At 41.5% G+C, this 13,341-nt stretch carries 14 protein-coding genes and 4 tRNA genes; 6 read left to right on the top strand and 12 right to left on the bottom strand.

Going from position 1 to position 13,341, the window contains the following annotated elements; genetic code table 11:
• The first annotated feature begins 342 nt into the window (after nucleotides 1-342).
• A complete protein-coding gene (locus N480_RS18095) occupies nucleotides 343-777 on the top strand; it encodes an ATP-binding protein (protein WP_063373839.1) in 435 nt (144 codons plus the stop codon).
• Nucleotides 778-806: 29 nt separating this feature from the next.
• Here N480_RS18095 and N480_RS18090 read toward each other — a convergent pair whose 3' ends face one another.
• A complete protein-coding gene (locus N480_RS18090; RefSeq protein ID WP_063373838.1) occupies nucleotides 807-2,144 on the bottom strand; it encodes a KamA family radical SAM protein in 1,338 nt (445 codons plus the stop codon).
• Between the two features lie 211 nt (nucleotides 2,145-2,355).
• On the bottom strand, nucleotides 2,356-3,645 hold the full coding sequence (gene bioA / locus N480_RS18085; protein WP_063373837.1) for an adenosylmethionine--8-amino-7-oxononanoate transaminase: 1,290 nt from the start codon (nucleotides 3,643-3,645) through the stop codon (nucleotides 2,356-2,358).
• 114 nt (nucleotides 3,646-3,759) lie between these two features.
• Here bioA and bioB point away from each other — a divergent pair, with 114 nt between their 5' ends.
• The 4 genes from bioB to bioD are packed head-to-tail and all read left to right on the top strand — an operon-like array spanning nucleotide 3,760 to nucleotide 7,363.
• Nucleotides 3,760-4,803, top strand: coding sequence for a biotin synthase BioB (gene bioB / locus N480_RS18080; protein ID WP_063373836.1), 1,044 nt, complete (start codon nucleotides 3,760-3,762; stop codon nucleotides 4,801-4,803).
• A complete protein-coding gene (locus N480_RS18075) occupies nucleotides 4,804-5,937 on the top strand; it encodes an aminotransferase class I/II-fold pyridoxal phosphate-dependent enzyme (RefSeq protein ID WP_063373835.1) in 1,134 nt (377 codons plus the stop codon).
• A complete protein-coding gene (locus N480_RS18070; protein WP_063373834.1) occupies nucleotides 5,934-6,686 on the top strand; it encodes a methyltransferase domain-containing protein in 753 nt (250 codons plus the stop codon). The genes N480_RS18075 and N480_RS18070 overlap by 4 nt, the downstream gene beginning before the upstream one ends.
• A complete protein-coding gene (bioD, locus tag N480_RS18065) occupies nucleotides 6,686-7,363 on the top strand; it encodes a dethiobiotin synthase (protein ID WP_063373833.1) in 678 nt (225 codons plus the stop codon). Before N480_RS18070 ends, bioD begins: the two co-directional genes overlap by 1 nt.
• 62 nt (nucleotides 7,364-7,425) lie before the next feature.
• Here bioD and N480_RS18060 read toward each other — a convergent pair whose 3' ends face one another.
• From N480_RS18060 to N480_RS18025, 8 genes are all read right to left on the bottom strand, one after another.
• Nucleotides 7,426-7,971: a 2OG-Fe(II) oxygenase gene (locus N480_RS18060; protein ID WP_063373832.1), complete on the bottom strand. Its 546-nt coding sequence runs from the start codon at nucleotides 7,969-7,971 to the stop codon at nucleotides 7,426-7,428.
• Nucleotides 7,972-8,135: 164 nt separating this feature from the next.
• Nucleotides 8,136-8,480, bottom strand: a complete 345-nt coding sequence (locus N480_RS18055) for a hypothetical protein (protein ID WP_063373831.1) — start codon at nucleotides 8,478-8,480, stop codon at nucleotides 8,136-8,138.
• Nucleotides 8,481-8,627: 147 nt separating this feature from the next.
• A tRNA-Val gene (locus N480_RS18050) sits at nucleotides 8,628-8,704 on the bottom strand.
• Between the two features lie 11 nt (nucleotides 8,705-8,715).
• Nucleotides 8,716-8,792, bottom strand: a tRNA-Val gene (locus tag N480_RS18045).
• Between the two features lie 24 nt (nucleotides 8,793-8,816).
• Nucleotides 8,817-8,893 (bottom strand) — tRNA-Val (locus N480_RS18040).
• Nucleotides 8,894-8,922: 29 nt separating this feature from the next.
• Nucleotides 8,923-8,999: transfer RNA gene (locus N480_RS18035), tRNA-Val, on the bottom strand.
• Nucleotides 9,000-9,101: 102 nt separating this feature from the next.
• The gene (locus N480_RS18030) at nucleotides 9,102-10,085 is read right to left on the bottom strand and encodes a DUF3080 family protein (protein ID WP_063373830.1); all 984 of its coding nucleotides are present in this window, start codon (nucleotides 10,083-10,085) and stop codon (nucleotides 9,102-9,104) included.
• On the bottom strand, nucleotides 10,057-11,415 hold the full coding sequence (locus N480_RS18025) for an MATE family efflux transporter (protein ID WP_063373829.1): 1,359 nt from the start codon (nucleotides 11,413-11,415) through the stop codon (nucleotides 10,057-10,059). Before N480_RS18025 ends, N480_RS18030 begins: the two co-directional genes overlap by 29 nt.
• A gap of 137 nt (nucleotides 11,416-11,552) precedes the next feature.
• On the opposite strand from N480_RS18025, the gene N480_RS18020 reads away from it, so the two are divergent.
• Complete coding sequence (locus tag N480_RS18020) at nucleotides 11,553-12,194, top strand: riboflavin synthase (protein WP_063373828.1); 642 nt, start codon at nucleotides 11,553-11,555, stop codon at nucleotides 12,192-12,194.
• Here N480_RS18020 and N480_RS18015 read toward each other — a convergent pair.
• Both N480_RS18015 and N480_RS18010 read right to left on the bottom strand, forming a co-directional pair.
• Nucleotides 12,191-12,394, bottom strand: a complete 204-nt coding sequence (locus N480_RS18015; RefSeq protein WP_063357175.1) for a CPXCG motif-containing cysteine-rich protein — start codon at nucleotides 12,392-12,394, stop codon at nucleotides 12,191-12,193. The two genes, N480_RS18020 and N480_RS18015, sit on opposite strands and share 4 nt — an antisense overlap.
• 77 nt (nucleotides 12,395-12,471) lie before the next feature.
• On the bottom strand, nucleotides 12,472-13,326 hold the full coding sequence (locus N480_RS18010; RefSeq protein WP_063373827.1) for a fructosamine kinase family protein: 855 nt from the start codon (nucleotides 13,324-13,326) through the stop codon (nucleotides 12,472-12,474).
• Between the last annotated feature and the right edge of the window lie 15 nt (nucleotides 13,327-13,341).

The raw sequence follows: 13,341 nt of genomic DNA, 5'->3' as shown, positions 1-13,341 counted from the left end.
CCAAAATGATTAATTATGTAAGGGCTAATATGCCCACTTGTTTTTGTCTATATATGCACGTAGATAGAAATTTCAATATACCTAAATGCAAAATCTGTTGTGACTCGCTTTTGTTTAACGAAATTTCGCTTGATTGTGTGTGAAGTCACGTAATCCGTATCTTACCCCTGATAGCGACATAAAAAAACTACCAATTGAAGGATATACCAAAAAATTTCTGTAAATGTTCACTCATTTTGTGAGGTGGCGCGTTATTGACCATCTTAGAGGCTGTGCGAAAGGGCTTTTTTGTGGCATTATAGTTGGGTTAATTAAAAAATAGTCGGAATGAAATTTCATTAAATGAAACAAGCTTTTATTCTAAGAGGTTTACCAGGTTCAGGTAAAACACATTACGCGCATACGCTAGCTGACGAACTTGTAGCGGGCGATGAGTCTCAATACACCATTTGCTCTACAGATGACTACTTTACAGATGAAGACGGTCGTTATGAGTTTAATAAATCTAAATTGCCTCAATATCATAACTTAAACCTTGCTCGTTTTATTAATGCATTAGCACAAGGTATCCCGTTGGTGATAGCTGACAATACAAATGTAAAAAAGTGGGAATTCATTGCCTATGTCAGTGCGGCGCAAGCGATGGGCTATCAAGTCAAAGAAGTGATTGTTGGTGAGGTTAAAGATAAATCCATGCAACACCTTTATGCCAAACGTAATGAACATGGCGTTGCGCTAAAAACCATTAGCAAAATGGCACACCTATTTGAATGGTAAAAGCCGACTTAAAGTCGGCTTTTTTTGAATTACATTGCTTCGTATTCTTCTTGCCAGAAGAATTTTTCTTCACCAAATGCTGGTTTTAAATCATCTAACCAATGTGCATTCTCATCAAACTTAGCAAAGAACGGGCGCTGAACCCACTCTGGATTACGTGCCTGTATGAAACGTAGCGCGAATACCTTCTCGCCAGCGATTTCTGTTACACCAGAAATCTCCACTTTACCTGGTCCTGCACTCATTGAAGGCCCACGTACTGTTCTACTTACACCCGAAACTTGTTTGTAAGCGTCTCTGAATATTTCCCAAGTTTTGTGAAGTGGTAATTCAAAATAGCGCTTAGCACCTGTATCACGTTCAATGAACATGTAGTATGGGATCATGCCCATTTGAGTTTGTTCTTTCCACATCTCAGCCCACATATTTGGGTCCGTATTCAAGTGGTTTAGAAGCGGTGCTTGTGTACGGATCTGAGCGCCAGTTTTGCGTAAAAGTTTAATTGCTTCTTTTGCCACGTCTGTGCGTAACTCTTGCTTGTGGTTAACGTGTGCCATGATAGACACGTGTTTACCTGCATCAACTAACTCTTTCAATAGCGCGAGTAGGTCTTGTGCATCTGGGTCGGTTACATATCTAAATGGCCAGAATGTTAATGATTTAGTACCGATGCGTATTGTACGAATATGGTCGAACCTTGGCTCTTTGAGTGCTTCTAGATACTTACGCAATTTAACTGTGCGCATTACCATAGGATCACCACCGGTCATGAGAAGGTCAGTCACCTCTGTATGTTCTTCTAGGTATCTGTGAAGTAACTCTTCATCGTTGTTGTTAAAGCGTGTCGCTTTACCAACAAACTGAGCCCAACGGAAACAGAACGTACAGTACGAGTGACAATACTGGCCTTGAGCAGGGAAGAATAAAACAGTTTCTTTATACTTATGCTGCACACCTTCGACGTTTTCACCTTCAAAAGAAGGGACGTTTTTATCCATTTGCCCAGCTGGATGCGGGTTTAGCTTTTGTCTAAGCTTAGTCGCAAGCTCGAATACCTCCTCAGGTGTATGGTCACGCTTTAATAGCGCAGCCATTTCATCATAAGAATCATCGTCAAGCATGCCTCGCTGAGGGAACGTGAGCTGGAATACAGGATCGTTAGGTACCTTGTCCCAGTCAATCAACTCGTCAATAACGTAATTGTTTACACGGAAAGGGAATACATTAGCAACCACCTTCATTTGAAAGCGAAGGTGCTCAGGCAGTTTGTCTAACTGCTCAATTTTATCAATTTGACGGTGTTGATACACAGTAAAGCGAGGTGGTTGATAGGCCTCTGCCGGCTGCAATTGGACGGATTGTTGCATACTTACTACTTCTCGGCTTGCTAGTTTAAAAATAAGAGGCGTATTGTATCAAAAACTTGAAGTAAATTCAGGTACAAATCATCAAAGACTCTGAAAAAATGGTACTTTTATTCGTATGTGCTTGGAATATATACGGACTTGGGTGAAATTTGACCAGTGTGATTTTAGGTGGGGGCAGTTAGCCCAGTATATGTACTGGGCTAATTGAGTTTTAATACGCTTTTTGTTCTATGGCTTGATAGATCCCTTCACTTAATTTTTCTATGTCTTCATCTGATGTGATGTAAGGGGGCATGATATAGATGAGCTTCCCAAAAGGTCGGATCCACAAACCTTTTTGTATAAAGAATTTTTGAATTTTTGCAACGTCTACAGCTTCTTTTAACTCAACGACTCCGATTGCGCCTAACGTACGGACCTCTTTTACTTCATCCAGCTCTGAACAGCGGTGCAAGTGAGACATAGCTTGATTGATTCTTTGAACATTTGCGTGCCAATTGGTTTCTTCCAACAACTGAAGGCTAGCAAGCGCAGTGGCACACGCGAGTGGGTTACCCATAAAAGTTGGGCCATGCATCAGTACTTTGGCTTCACCTTGGCTGATCCCAAGCGCAACTTTTTCTGTGGTTAATGTAGCTGACAATGTCATACAGCCACCAGTGAGCGCCTTTCCTATACATAATATATCGGGTGAAATTTGTGCATGTTCACATGCGAACATTTTGCCAGTGCGGCCAAACCCGGTTGCAATTTCGTCCAAGATCAACAAAACATTATATTTGTCGCACAATTCTCTCAATGCTTTAAGGTAATCTGCACTATAAAAGTTCATACCTCCTGCGTTTTGAACGATTGGCTCGATAATAAAAGCTGCGAGTTCATTATGATGTGTTTCAAAAGCGCTTTCTAATGCATCGAGCTCTGCGCTCTGCGGTATTTGATTAAAGCCTGAAGAGGGTGCCTCAACAAAAATATGCTCAGGTAAAAACCCTTGATACATGCTGTGCATCGAGTTAACTGGGTCGCAAACGCTCATTGCAGCAAAGGTATCTCCATGATAACCCTTTTTGGCTGTCATCAATTTAGTTTTACCACTTTGGCCTTGACTGAGCCAAAATTGCAATGCCATTTTTATAGCCACTTCAACACTCACTGATCCGCTATCTGCCAAAAATACTTTTTGTAAAGGTGCGGGTGTTAATTCAACTAGCTTTTTACATAGGTTTACTGCGGGCCCATGGGTAATACCTCCAAACATGACATGGCTCATAGTGGCTGCTTGTTCGGTCATTGCTTTAACAAGCTTTGGATGATTGTAGCCATGCAAGGCACTCCACCATGACGCCATACCATCGATTAATGACTCACCCGTTTCTAAAAAAATCCTGTTTTTATCTGTGTGTGTGACTGGGTAAACAGGAAGTGGATCTATCATCGAGGTATAAGGATGCCAGATATGCTCTCTATCAAAATCTAAATCTATCGATTGATTAATGTTCACTTGTAAACCTTTTGCTAGTCTGTGTCGTTGACAATATTAAAGCAAGAAGTAGACTAAGCCAATGACCGTCAAATTGTCTGGCGAAAAAAGAACCAGAAAAGAAGAGAATAAGTTATGGAATATGGCATCGTTCGTCACGATTGGAAACACAATGAAGTAAAAGCATTATTTGAAATGCCTTTTAACGATCTACTTTTTTACGCCGCAAGTGTACATCGTAAAAACTTCAAACAAAATGAAGTCCAGATTTCAACATTGTTGTCGATAAAAACAGGTGCTTGTCCTGAAGACTGTAAATACTGCCCGCAATCTGGTCACTATAAAACAGACCTAGAAAGAGAGCGACTAATGGAAGTTGAAAAAGTCGTTAATCAAGCTAAATTAGCAAAAGAAAAAGGCGCGACTCGCTTTTGTATGGGGGCCGCGTGGTCAGATCCAAAAGACCGTGATATGCCTTACATTGAAAAAATGGTTAAAGAAGTAAGTGCGCTTGGATTAGAAACATGCATGACACTTGGTAAACTGGACAATGAAAAGGCGCATGCGTTAAGAGAAGCAGGTTTAGACTACTACAACCACAACCTAGATACATCTCCGGAGTACTACGAGCAAATTATTACAACACGTACTTACCAAGACCGATTAAATACCATTGACCATGTACGCGACGCCGGAATGAAAGTGTGTTCAGGCGGTATTGTTGGTATGGGCGAACAAGCAGCTGACCGTTATGGTCTGTTAATGCAATTGGCAAACTTACCAAAGCAGCCGGAAAGTGTACCAATTAACATGTTGGTTAAGGTTGCAGGTACACCGCTTGAAGACGTTGATGATTTAGATCACTTTGAGTTTATTCGTACGATTGCTGTTGCACGTATTATGATGCCAGAGAGTTATGTTCGACTGTCAGCTGGACGTACAGCGATGAATGAACAAATGCAGTCTATGTGTTTCTTTGCTGGTGCTAACTCTATATTCTACGGCGACAAACTGCTGACGACTGAAAACCCAGAAGCAGATGCTGACATGAACCTACTTAAAAAGCTTGGCATGAAACCAGAAACACGTGAAGACTATTCAGATGAAGCATATGAGGCTTCATTGAATTCAGCAATCGCTGACAAAGCGACATCTGAGTTATTTTACGAAGCAAAATAAATGGCGTTTGAATATATAGATCAAGCGCTTTATGCAAAGGCGCAAGACGCATTGTTGCGTCAGCGCGTTTGCATTGAAAAGGCCTCTGCTAGGCATATTCAGGTTGATGGTAGCCAATATTTAAACTTTGCGAGTAATGACTACTTGGCACTGGCCGATTTAGCTATAACGTCAACTTTTAACCCGGGTAGTAAAAGCTCAGCTTTGGTAACTGGATATCAAAGAACACATCGGTTGTTTGAAGCTAAATTGTGTGAACTTTTAGGGTTCGAGCGAGCGATGCTATTTGCGAGTGGCTTTGCGGCTAATTTCAGTGTGATCAGTGCATTGTTTCATGACGCAAAAGTTGGTCAAAGCAGTGCTGTGTTTCAAGATAAATTGAACCATGCGAGCCTGATTGATGGCAGTTTAAATAGTAAAGCTAAGTTAGTTCGTTTTAATCACAATGATATGGGGCACTTGCGGTCTAGGCTGGAAAAAAGCGATGCTGATAACAAACTTGTTGTCAGTGAAGGCATATTTTCGATGGATGGTGATGGTGCACCGTTAGACGCGCTTAATCAACTTACTCAGACTCATAAAGCATGGCTGATGATTGATGATGCCCATAGCTTTGGTGTGTGTGGAGAAAATGGCTTTGGCTCTGTTGAGAGTGGGGTAAAGCCCGACATTTTAGTCATTACATTTGGCAAAGCGATGGGCTGTCAAGGTGCAGCGGTATTAGCCAGTAAAAGAGTAATTGAATACATGTTACAGTGCAATCGCGAGTACACTTATTCAACTGCTATCTCGCCAGCGTTGGTAGAAATTGCATCGACTCAGTTAACGCGCCTATGTGATGCGCACAAAGCAAGAAGTAGCCTGAAAGCTAACATCGAGTTGTTTAAAAAGCTCTCTTTAGATGCTGGCATTGCGCTTAAAGGGTCTGATAGTGCGATACAACCAGTGATTTTGGGTGGTACTGAAAACACCTTGGATGCACAAAAAAAGCTCTCGACTAAAGGCATTTGGCTCACGGCTATTAGACCACCTACTGTGCCGCACAATACGTCAAGGTTACGTGTCACACTGACTGCTGCGCACCAAAAAGAAGACATCGAATACTTGGTTAGGTGTCTGGAGGATGTATTATGAGTGCAGCACTTAAGGTGCAAGTTGCAAGTAAGTTTTCGCGTGCATCTGCTCAATATTTGAAGCATGCAAACGTACAAAAGCGGTCAGCAGAAATTCTCCTGTCGGGTATGAATAAGAACTATGACGCGATGCTTGATCTCGGTGCTGGCCCTATGCAACATCACAGTACTTTATCTACAAAAAGTGATATCTTAGTTGCGCTAGATTTAAGCCAAAGTATGCTTAATCAAGGGCCACAAGGTGCATATAAAGTATGTGCTGATATGGATAACCTCCCTTTCTTGGCAAATTCTTTCGACTGTATTTTTAGTAACTTTGCGATGCAGTGGAGTGGCGACTTGCCCAAGCTGCTAACGAAGCTACATGGCATCTTAAAGTCGGGGGGCAGGGCGCACCTTTCGATTGTAGTCGATGGATCTCTTAGGGAAATTGCAACGGCTTGGCAGGGAGTCGATGAGCACTGTCATGTGAATAAGTTTATAGATTTTGAAAGCCTACTGGCAGCAGCAAGAGCGGCTGGTTTTGGCATCCGCTCGGTTAGCAAACGATGTTTAGTGGATATGTTTGATACACCAAAAGCAGCAATGAAATCAGTAAAAAACATTGGTGCGAATCAACTTAATAGCACCGAGAATCGAAGGGGATTGGTAGGTAAAAAAAGCTATCAAGCACTGTTAGATTCTTACCCAATTACGGACGGTTGCGCCTACGTAAGCTATGAAGTCGCATTTTTGGAGTTAACAAAATAATGAGTCAGTTTTTTATAACGGGAACGGATACTGAAGTTGGCAAAACTTATGTAACCAGCTTACTACTCAAATACTTAGTATCAAAAAAGAAAAAAGCGCTTGGATTTAAGCCAATTGCTGCGGGAGCAGAAGAGGCATTTGGAGAGTTGGTTAATGAAGATGCATTGACCTTGATGGAAGCCGCAAATGTCCATGGTAAATACGAGCAAATAAATCCATTTTGTTTTAAACCGCCAATTGCCCCACATATTGCAGCAAGCAGAGCTGGCGTACATATCTCAAAACAAGATTTAACGAATAAACTCGCCGACGTCTCTACGCTAGGGGCTGAGTTCACCCTCGTTGAGGGGGCTGGTGGCTGGGCGCTGCCAATTAATGACGATGAGTTTTTGTCGACTTGGGTTGCAGAGCAAAACCTACCAGTCATTTTGGTGGTAGGTATGAAGCTGGGTTGTTTAAATCATGCATTTTTAACGCTTCAAGCAATTGAAGCGACTGGAGCCAAGTGTGTAGGGTGGGTTGCCAATCAAATCGACCCAAATATGGCTGAATATGATGCTAATTTAGAGACACTTAAACAAAGGCTTAATTGCCCGCTACTGGCTGTAACACCATATTCCGAAGAAAAAGCTAAGATGCAAGTGCACCCAGCTTTAAATAGCTTGTTAGGCGTTTAGCCAGACGGATTAAAATTAATCGCTGCAAGCAAACAGAGCCAACGACTTAGGTTGGTTCTGTTTTAACTCCTGTAAACTAGATCTGTCCTTAACACGTATTTGCGACCTGTTATGACTTTTGTGCCCTGATGCCATTTGTGGTGTTCAAATATAAGTGCTTTACCAGTTTGAGGGGGTATTTCAATATTGTCTTGTCTGAACTTTGTACTGCCACCTTCATAATCTTCGTTTAAGTAGACTAGTAGTGTCATCATGGTTTGATGTCCGTCAACGAGCTGCCTACCATCTTTGTGCATGTTAAATTTCTGGCCAGCTTGGTAACGGTAAAATCTAAACCGTGGCGACAGCCCAATTGGATATTTATTATCTATTTTCGGTAAGTTCAGATGCTTGAGTTTCCCCCACCATATGCTTGCAAGGCTGGTTGATAGCCAATCGACACGGGCATTATTGCGAATACCCTCTATAACGACGCGTTTACTACCGATAGCTACATCCGCTGAACTGAACCCTATCTGTTCAGCTTGTGCAATGAAATCTAGGCATTCCTGTTCGTTTAAGAATGCGTTTATTGTGATTATTTTGTCGCTAAGCGTATATAAAGCCATGGAATACGTGAGGAATTTCAATCAGGTATAGGTAACAATGTATCCTTAGCTAAGTTAATGATCAACTAGATTATGTTGGGCGCTTCACAGTGATATAGGCTGTACCTTTATAACACGTAAAGCGCGTTTGTGAATTATCTGTTTATGGAATTAGCGTAAGAAGTTTATTTGGAGCTACTTACTGCATTATATAACACAATAAAGTGCTTCATAGCGACTTTGCTCTGATTATCGAGGTTTTCAAGCGCCTTTAAATATTGTGTGTCACCCGATTCAATAAAGTTGGCAAGTGCAACACCAGCTGCTGTTGAAAGCAAAGCATTCAGATCACGCATATTGTTTGCAGCGCCTTCGGCTGAGAGTGCTCCATTTTGTGATTGTAAAGACGAGGCTTGGTCATTTAGATCGGCAAATAAGCTGCCTAGTCTTTTACGTTCAACAGCATGTATAAAACTTGTAATTTCGATAGCTTTGATTGTATCGCTAGGGCTAAGGTTTGGGGTAGTCATTATTTTGTTTCCTTCGCTTTTATGGGGGGAAATATCTAATATACGATCCTAGTGGATTGAGTATAAAAAGGTATTACAAACTATTACCGCGGAAAGAAAAATAAGCTGGGCTTTTAAGAAAAAGAAACGAAATTGAAATAGAAGGAGTGGTACAACCGAGTGGATTCGAACCACCGACCCCTACCATGTCAAGGTAGTGCTCTAACCAACTGAGCTACGGTTGTATAGGATAAATTGGTACGACCGAGTGGATTCGAACCACCGACCCCCACCATGTCAAGGTGGTGCTCTAACCAACTGAGCTACGGTCGTATAATTTTTTTAACATCATTAGGTTGGTACGACCGAGTGGATTCGAACCACCGACCCCTACCATGTCAAGGTAGTGCTCTAACCAACTGAGCTACGGTCGTATTATATCTGTAACCTAAATTTGTTAAATTGGTACGACCGAGTGGATTCGAACCACCGACCCCCACCATGTCAAGGTGGTGCTCTAACCAACTGAGCTACGGTCGTACTAGTGCACAGTGTTTCTGTGCAACGGCGGCTAATATATAGTGCTCTGAACTTAGGATCAAGTATCTTTGCTAAATTTTTGTTTGTCTGAGTTTTTTTTGATCACAATGGCTTTACTTTGCACACTTTATAGAATGTTTGCCACCAAAATACATGTTGCTTAGCTGTTAGCTTTAGATCATTTATCAAGGGGGTAATTGGGTTCGGGTAGACGTCTTTACCAAATTTTTCCGTAAAAGTTGCGAAGTATGGTTCTAGGGTGTGCAAACGCTGCGCTAGTTTTGATTGGTAGGCCTGAATTTCCTGAATGTAGTATTTTTGAAATACGTTATTGAGCACCTTCGCTTTTTTCTTATTTTTTCCCTCAGGGCAAATGTCGTTTTCTAATGAAAGCTGTGAAAGCCAATGCGTGCTACTCGAGTTCCACAATATCTGTTTCTGTGTGCTGGTCAATAAGGATTGTACATAAGGGTTATTATTCAATTTTTCCAACGCGCTGGTGAGTTTGTTTTCTTCAATCAGGTTGGGGTTGTTTAAGGTGTTGGCAAGTGTCGCTAAAATAGACAATGCTTCTTGGGCGGCTATTTCTCCATTGCTTACCTCATATGTCACTTCTTCAAAAGTTAGTGACAGGAGTTTGGTTAACTCCTTTTCATTGGTAAACACATGTGCAAGTGATGCTGGCAGGCTTGCTCTTTTTTCTGCCAGTGCCAAAGAAAGGGTCTCTTTGACATCATTATCAGTTTGTTGGTGCTTTATGCAGGTTTGGGCGTAACGGATAAAGTTAACGTTATACTTAAAGCGCTCACTGGGTTTAGCGAGCTTTCCTAGTTGATTGTTATGGTTGGCGATATGTGTTGCTACACGACAGTGACCTAATTTTGCTAAGTCAATGACTGAAATCGTGTAGCTTGAAGTTGGCGTGTCGGTTGCCGTCAATGACAAGGCTTTAGGCTTTTTAATAACAGCTTTACTGACGTCAAGTACATTTGCTAGGCGTACACTGTATTGTTGATTAACATCGCTAGGGGCCGGTGAGCACCCTAGCAGCGACAAACTAAGCGCTATTAGCAGTTTGCATTTCAATGAGTTTTCTCCTCACAAAATATATCAGCAGAACTGCTGCTACGGACAATCCTACAATTATGCCAATCCAAAAACCAGTCGGGCCCATCGCTGGTACTATAAAGTCTGTCTTTGCTAATACGTAACCCAGCGAAAAACCGATTATCCAATAAGAGAAAAAGGTAACGCCAGTGATTGGTTTAGTATATCTAAGTCCACGTAACACACCATTTGCTGAAACCTGAAGCGCATCTGGTAACTGGTAAACACAGGCGAGCACAATAATACTTGAGGCGAGTAGAGCAACCTCTTTTTCTTGAGTATATAACCAACTTATATCATCTCTAACGATGTATGTGCCTAGCGCAACGATTGCCGCGACAATAATCGCAAGCATAAAACTGGTAAATGTACTGTTGACTAATTTAGGCACATCATTTTGGCCGCTAATGTTACCTATTCTGATTCCTATCGCCATAGATAAACTTAGCGGGAGCATGAACAATATCATGGTTACGCTTGCTGCAACCTGGTGACCTGATACAGCAACAGCACCTAAATCAGCTATGAATAGCGGGATACATGCAAATAAGGTCACTTCAAAAAAAGTTGCGAATGAGATTGGCAAACCCAATTTAAATATTTGTAGTAGTGTTTCTTTATGAGGTCTCATAAAGTCACTTAATAGCCACTTACCTTTAATCGTCTTGCTTTTGAGGCTATAGCAAATTTGAGTAATGGCCATCGTCCAAATCACAATACTTGTCGCTACACCACAGCCGGCCCCACCAAGCGCTGGCATGCCTAGCTTGCCATAAATAAAGATATAATTGGCTACAACATTAATGCACAGGCCTAGTACGCCAATGTAAAATGCCACTTTGGTGTTACCCATGCCCTCAATAACATTTCTGTAAACTGAAAACACTAAAAAGGCCACTAGACCGTACTTGACGTAATCAATGTAATCTTGTGCAAGTTGAGCTATGTGCGGCTCCGTGCCGATACTCGCGAATAGGCCTGGCGTAAAATAACTAGCAACAAAGCCGAGCGTAGAGAGCGCGACAGCTAAATATAACCCCTGTTGAAAAAAGCGCTTAATACTGGATTGGTCTTTAGCACCGTAACTATGTGCGACAAGGCTGGTAATAGCCAACAAAATGGACTGTAAAGAAAACATGAGTGGGTTCATTACACCGGTAGCAATAGACAGTGCAGCTAAATCACTCGGGCTTACCTGACCAGCCATCATTGTGTCAACCACAGACATTAGTACCAATGTAACTTGAGCAAGAAAAACTGGCGTCGCCAATCGCACAAGTCTTTTGGCTTCCCAAAGTTCAAACTTCATATTAAAACTCAGAATTCTCAAAAAAGGTATTCTATTGAAGTTTTTGCTTTTTATCTATGAAATAACTTGTTTCATATTGTTTCAGGCTGACCGAGGTTAGGGTAAACTAAACGCATAATCTTATTCTCGGAAAAAACATGTTTACAGGTATTGTTCAAACTCAAGCGTCGGTTGTCAGTGCAGTTTTAAATGATGGCGTGATGCGCTTGGTTTTGTCTGTTGGTAATGAATACCTGCAGCAATTAACGATTGGAGCAAGCATCGCTGTCAATGGCTGTTGTTTAACCGTCGTTCAATTTGAAATTAATCAATCAGATGTAGTTGGTCAAGTTAGCTTTGATGTGATTGATGAGTCGTTAAAGCTGACTAATCTGGGCAATTTAAAATGTGGTGATAAGGTAAACTTTGAACGTTCGGTGACATTTGGTACAGAGCTTGGTGGGCATATTGTCTCTGGTCACATTCACGATATGGCAACGGTTGATCAGGTTGTGAGAACAGCAGAAAACGTGAAAATTAAACTTTTGCTTTCCAAAGAGTGGTCCAAATACGTCTTCTATAAAGGGTTTATTGCTGTAAATGGTGCAAGCCTTACTGTAGGTCAAGTAGAAGAAGATGGCTTTTGGCTTCATCTGATCCCTGAGACGCTGTCGATTACGAATATCGGGCGTGCCTTAAACGGTGATAAACTCAATATTGAAGTTGACCAGCAAACCTACACAATCGTTAACACCGTAGAACATTACTTGAGAAAAAACACGCTAAACCCGATTGATTAAAAGATTTGCTCGTCATCACTGTCGATTCGTAATTCCAATTTGTTGATTGCTTCATCAATATGCATATTTAGATGAATTGGGTTGCAGCATGCTGCGCAATCTTCGTAATAATCTTGATCGCCTTCACTGGTATCCAAATCTACAAAAATGTGGTGACCACAGTGAGGGCAACTTATACGTTGGTGATACAGCTGTTTCATGGTTTTACTCCAACAACCGCTCTGTCATTCCTTTCTCTATTATAGCAGTTATTGCAATTATTACCGCTGTGTTTCAGCTATTTTAAAATTGCCTCAATTTGCTTTTGAGACTGTAATATATAGTCCCCAGCAAACAAGTTGGCATGGCATAAAAGCGTGTACAGCTGATAAATACCTTTACGTTGCTGATAGCTGTGCTCAAGCGGGTAAGTGTCCGAGTAACCGGTGTAGAAAGCCTCAGGTAAGGCCGCAAAGAGTTCACTGTTGGCAATATCGACCTCTCTGTCTCCGTAATAACATGCTGGAGAGTACAGGCACGGCTTTTTATGGGAAAACGCGATATTACCTCGCCAAAAGTATCCATGTAGTAAAGATGGTTGCAGTGGATGGTTAAGTAAGGGTTTAAGTTGTTCGACAAACCGATCGATATCGACCAACGATATATTCTTTTCTTGAAGAAGCTGAAGCTGCCAAGCAATGCGCTCTTCTGCGAAAAAAATAGACCACTTCTTGTGCCATTGGTTAGGTTGCGATAAGCCCAGTAGGTAATTGTCTTGTTCTAGGCCGAACATTTCTTGTTCATGTCGAGCGTGCATTTTGGCAAGTGTTCTACCACATTCATACCAATTTTCTTGGTCGGGCTGTGTGTTTAGCCACTCAAAAACAATAAAACAATACTCAAGGCTTGAGCCTATAGTGATGGGATCTGCGACTAAAAAGTCACTGTCTCTAATCAAAAGCGTGTGGTTTTGCGCTTCACACTCATAGCGTTCAAGTGCGCATACTTGGTCAACTTTTACCAGAAAACTGTGCTTATCGTTTTCTATCTTAAAAGTTTTAGATTTAGCACTGCAGGGCAGTTGTGTTTTGCGAGTAAACTCAAAATGGTCATGAATTGCATCACTGATGTATTGATTTACAAGGTTCCACATAGTCTGCCCGGTGGT

This window comes from Pseudoalteromonas luteoviolacea S2607 (assembly GCF_001625575.1).
In the GTDB taxonomy this organism is placed as follows: Bacteria; Pseudomonadota; Gammaproteobacteria; order Enterobacterales; family Alteromonadaceae; genus Pseudoalteromonas; species Pseudoalteromonas luteoviolacea_E.
The sequence above is the reverse complement of the archived record's forward strand: the minus strand, read 5'-3'. Positions and strand labels throughout refer to the sequence as shown.

Bases quoted from the DNA above. Each gene is read 5' to 3' on its own strand.
- bioB (WP_063373836.1), top strand. From the start codon at position 3,760: ATGGAATATGGCATCGTTCGTCACGATTGGAAACACAATGAAGTAAAA.
- N480_RS18075 (WP_063373835.1), top strand. From the start codon at position 4,804: ATGGCGTTTGAATATATAGATCAAGCGCTTTATGCAAAGGCGCAAGAC.
- N480_RS18090 (WP_063373838.1), bottom strand. From the start codon at position 2,144: ATGCAACAATCCGTCCAATTGCAGCCGGCAGAGGCCTATCAACCACCT.
- N480_RS18010 (WP_063373827.1), bottom strand. From the start codon at position 13,326: ATGTGGAACCTTGTAAATCAATACATCAGTGATGCAATTCATGACCAT.
- bioD (WP_063373833.1), top strand. From the start codon at position 6,686: ATGAGTCAGTTTTTTATAACGGGAACGGATACTGAAGTTGGCAAAACT.
- N480_RS18070 (WP_063373834.1), top strand. From the start codon at position 5,934: ATGAGTGCAGCACTTAAGGTGCAAGTTGCAAGTAAGTTTTCGCGTGCA.
- N480_RS18060 (WP_063373832.1), bottom strand. From the start codon at position 7,971: ATGGCTTTATATACGCTTAGCGACAAAATAATCACAATAAACGCATTC.
- N480_RS18015 (WP_063357175.1), bottom strand. From the start codon at position 12,394: ATGAAACAGCTGTATCACCAACGTATAAGTTGCCCTCACTGTGGTCAC.
- N480_RS18095 (WP_063373839.1), top strand. From the start codon at position 343: ATGAAACAAGCTTTTATTCTAAGAGGTTTACCAGGTTCAGGTAAAACA.
- N480_RS18055 (WP_063373831.1), bottom strand. From the start codon at position 8,480: ATGACTACCCCAAACCTTAGCCCTAGCGATACAATCAAAGCTATCGAA.
- N480_RS18020 (WP_063373828.1), top strand. From the start codon at position 11,553: ATGTTTACAGGTATTGTTCAAACTCAAGCGTCGGTTGTCAGTGCAGTT.
- N480_RS18025 (WP_063373829.1), bottom strand. From the start codon at position 11,415: ATGAAGTTTGAACTTTGGGAAGCCAAAAGACTTGTGCGATTGGCGACG.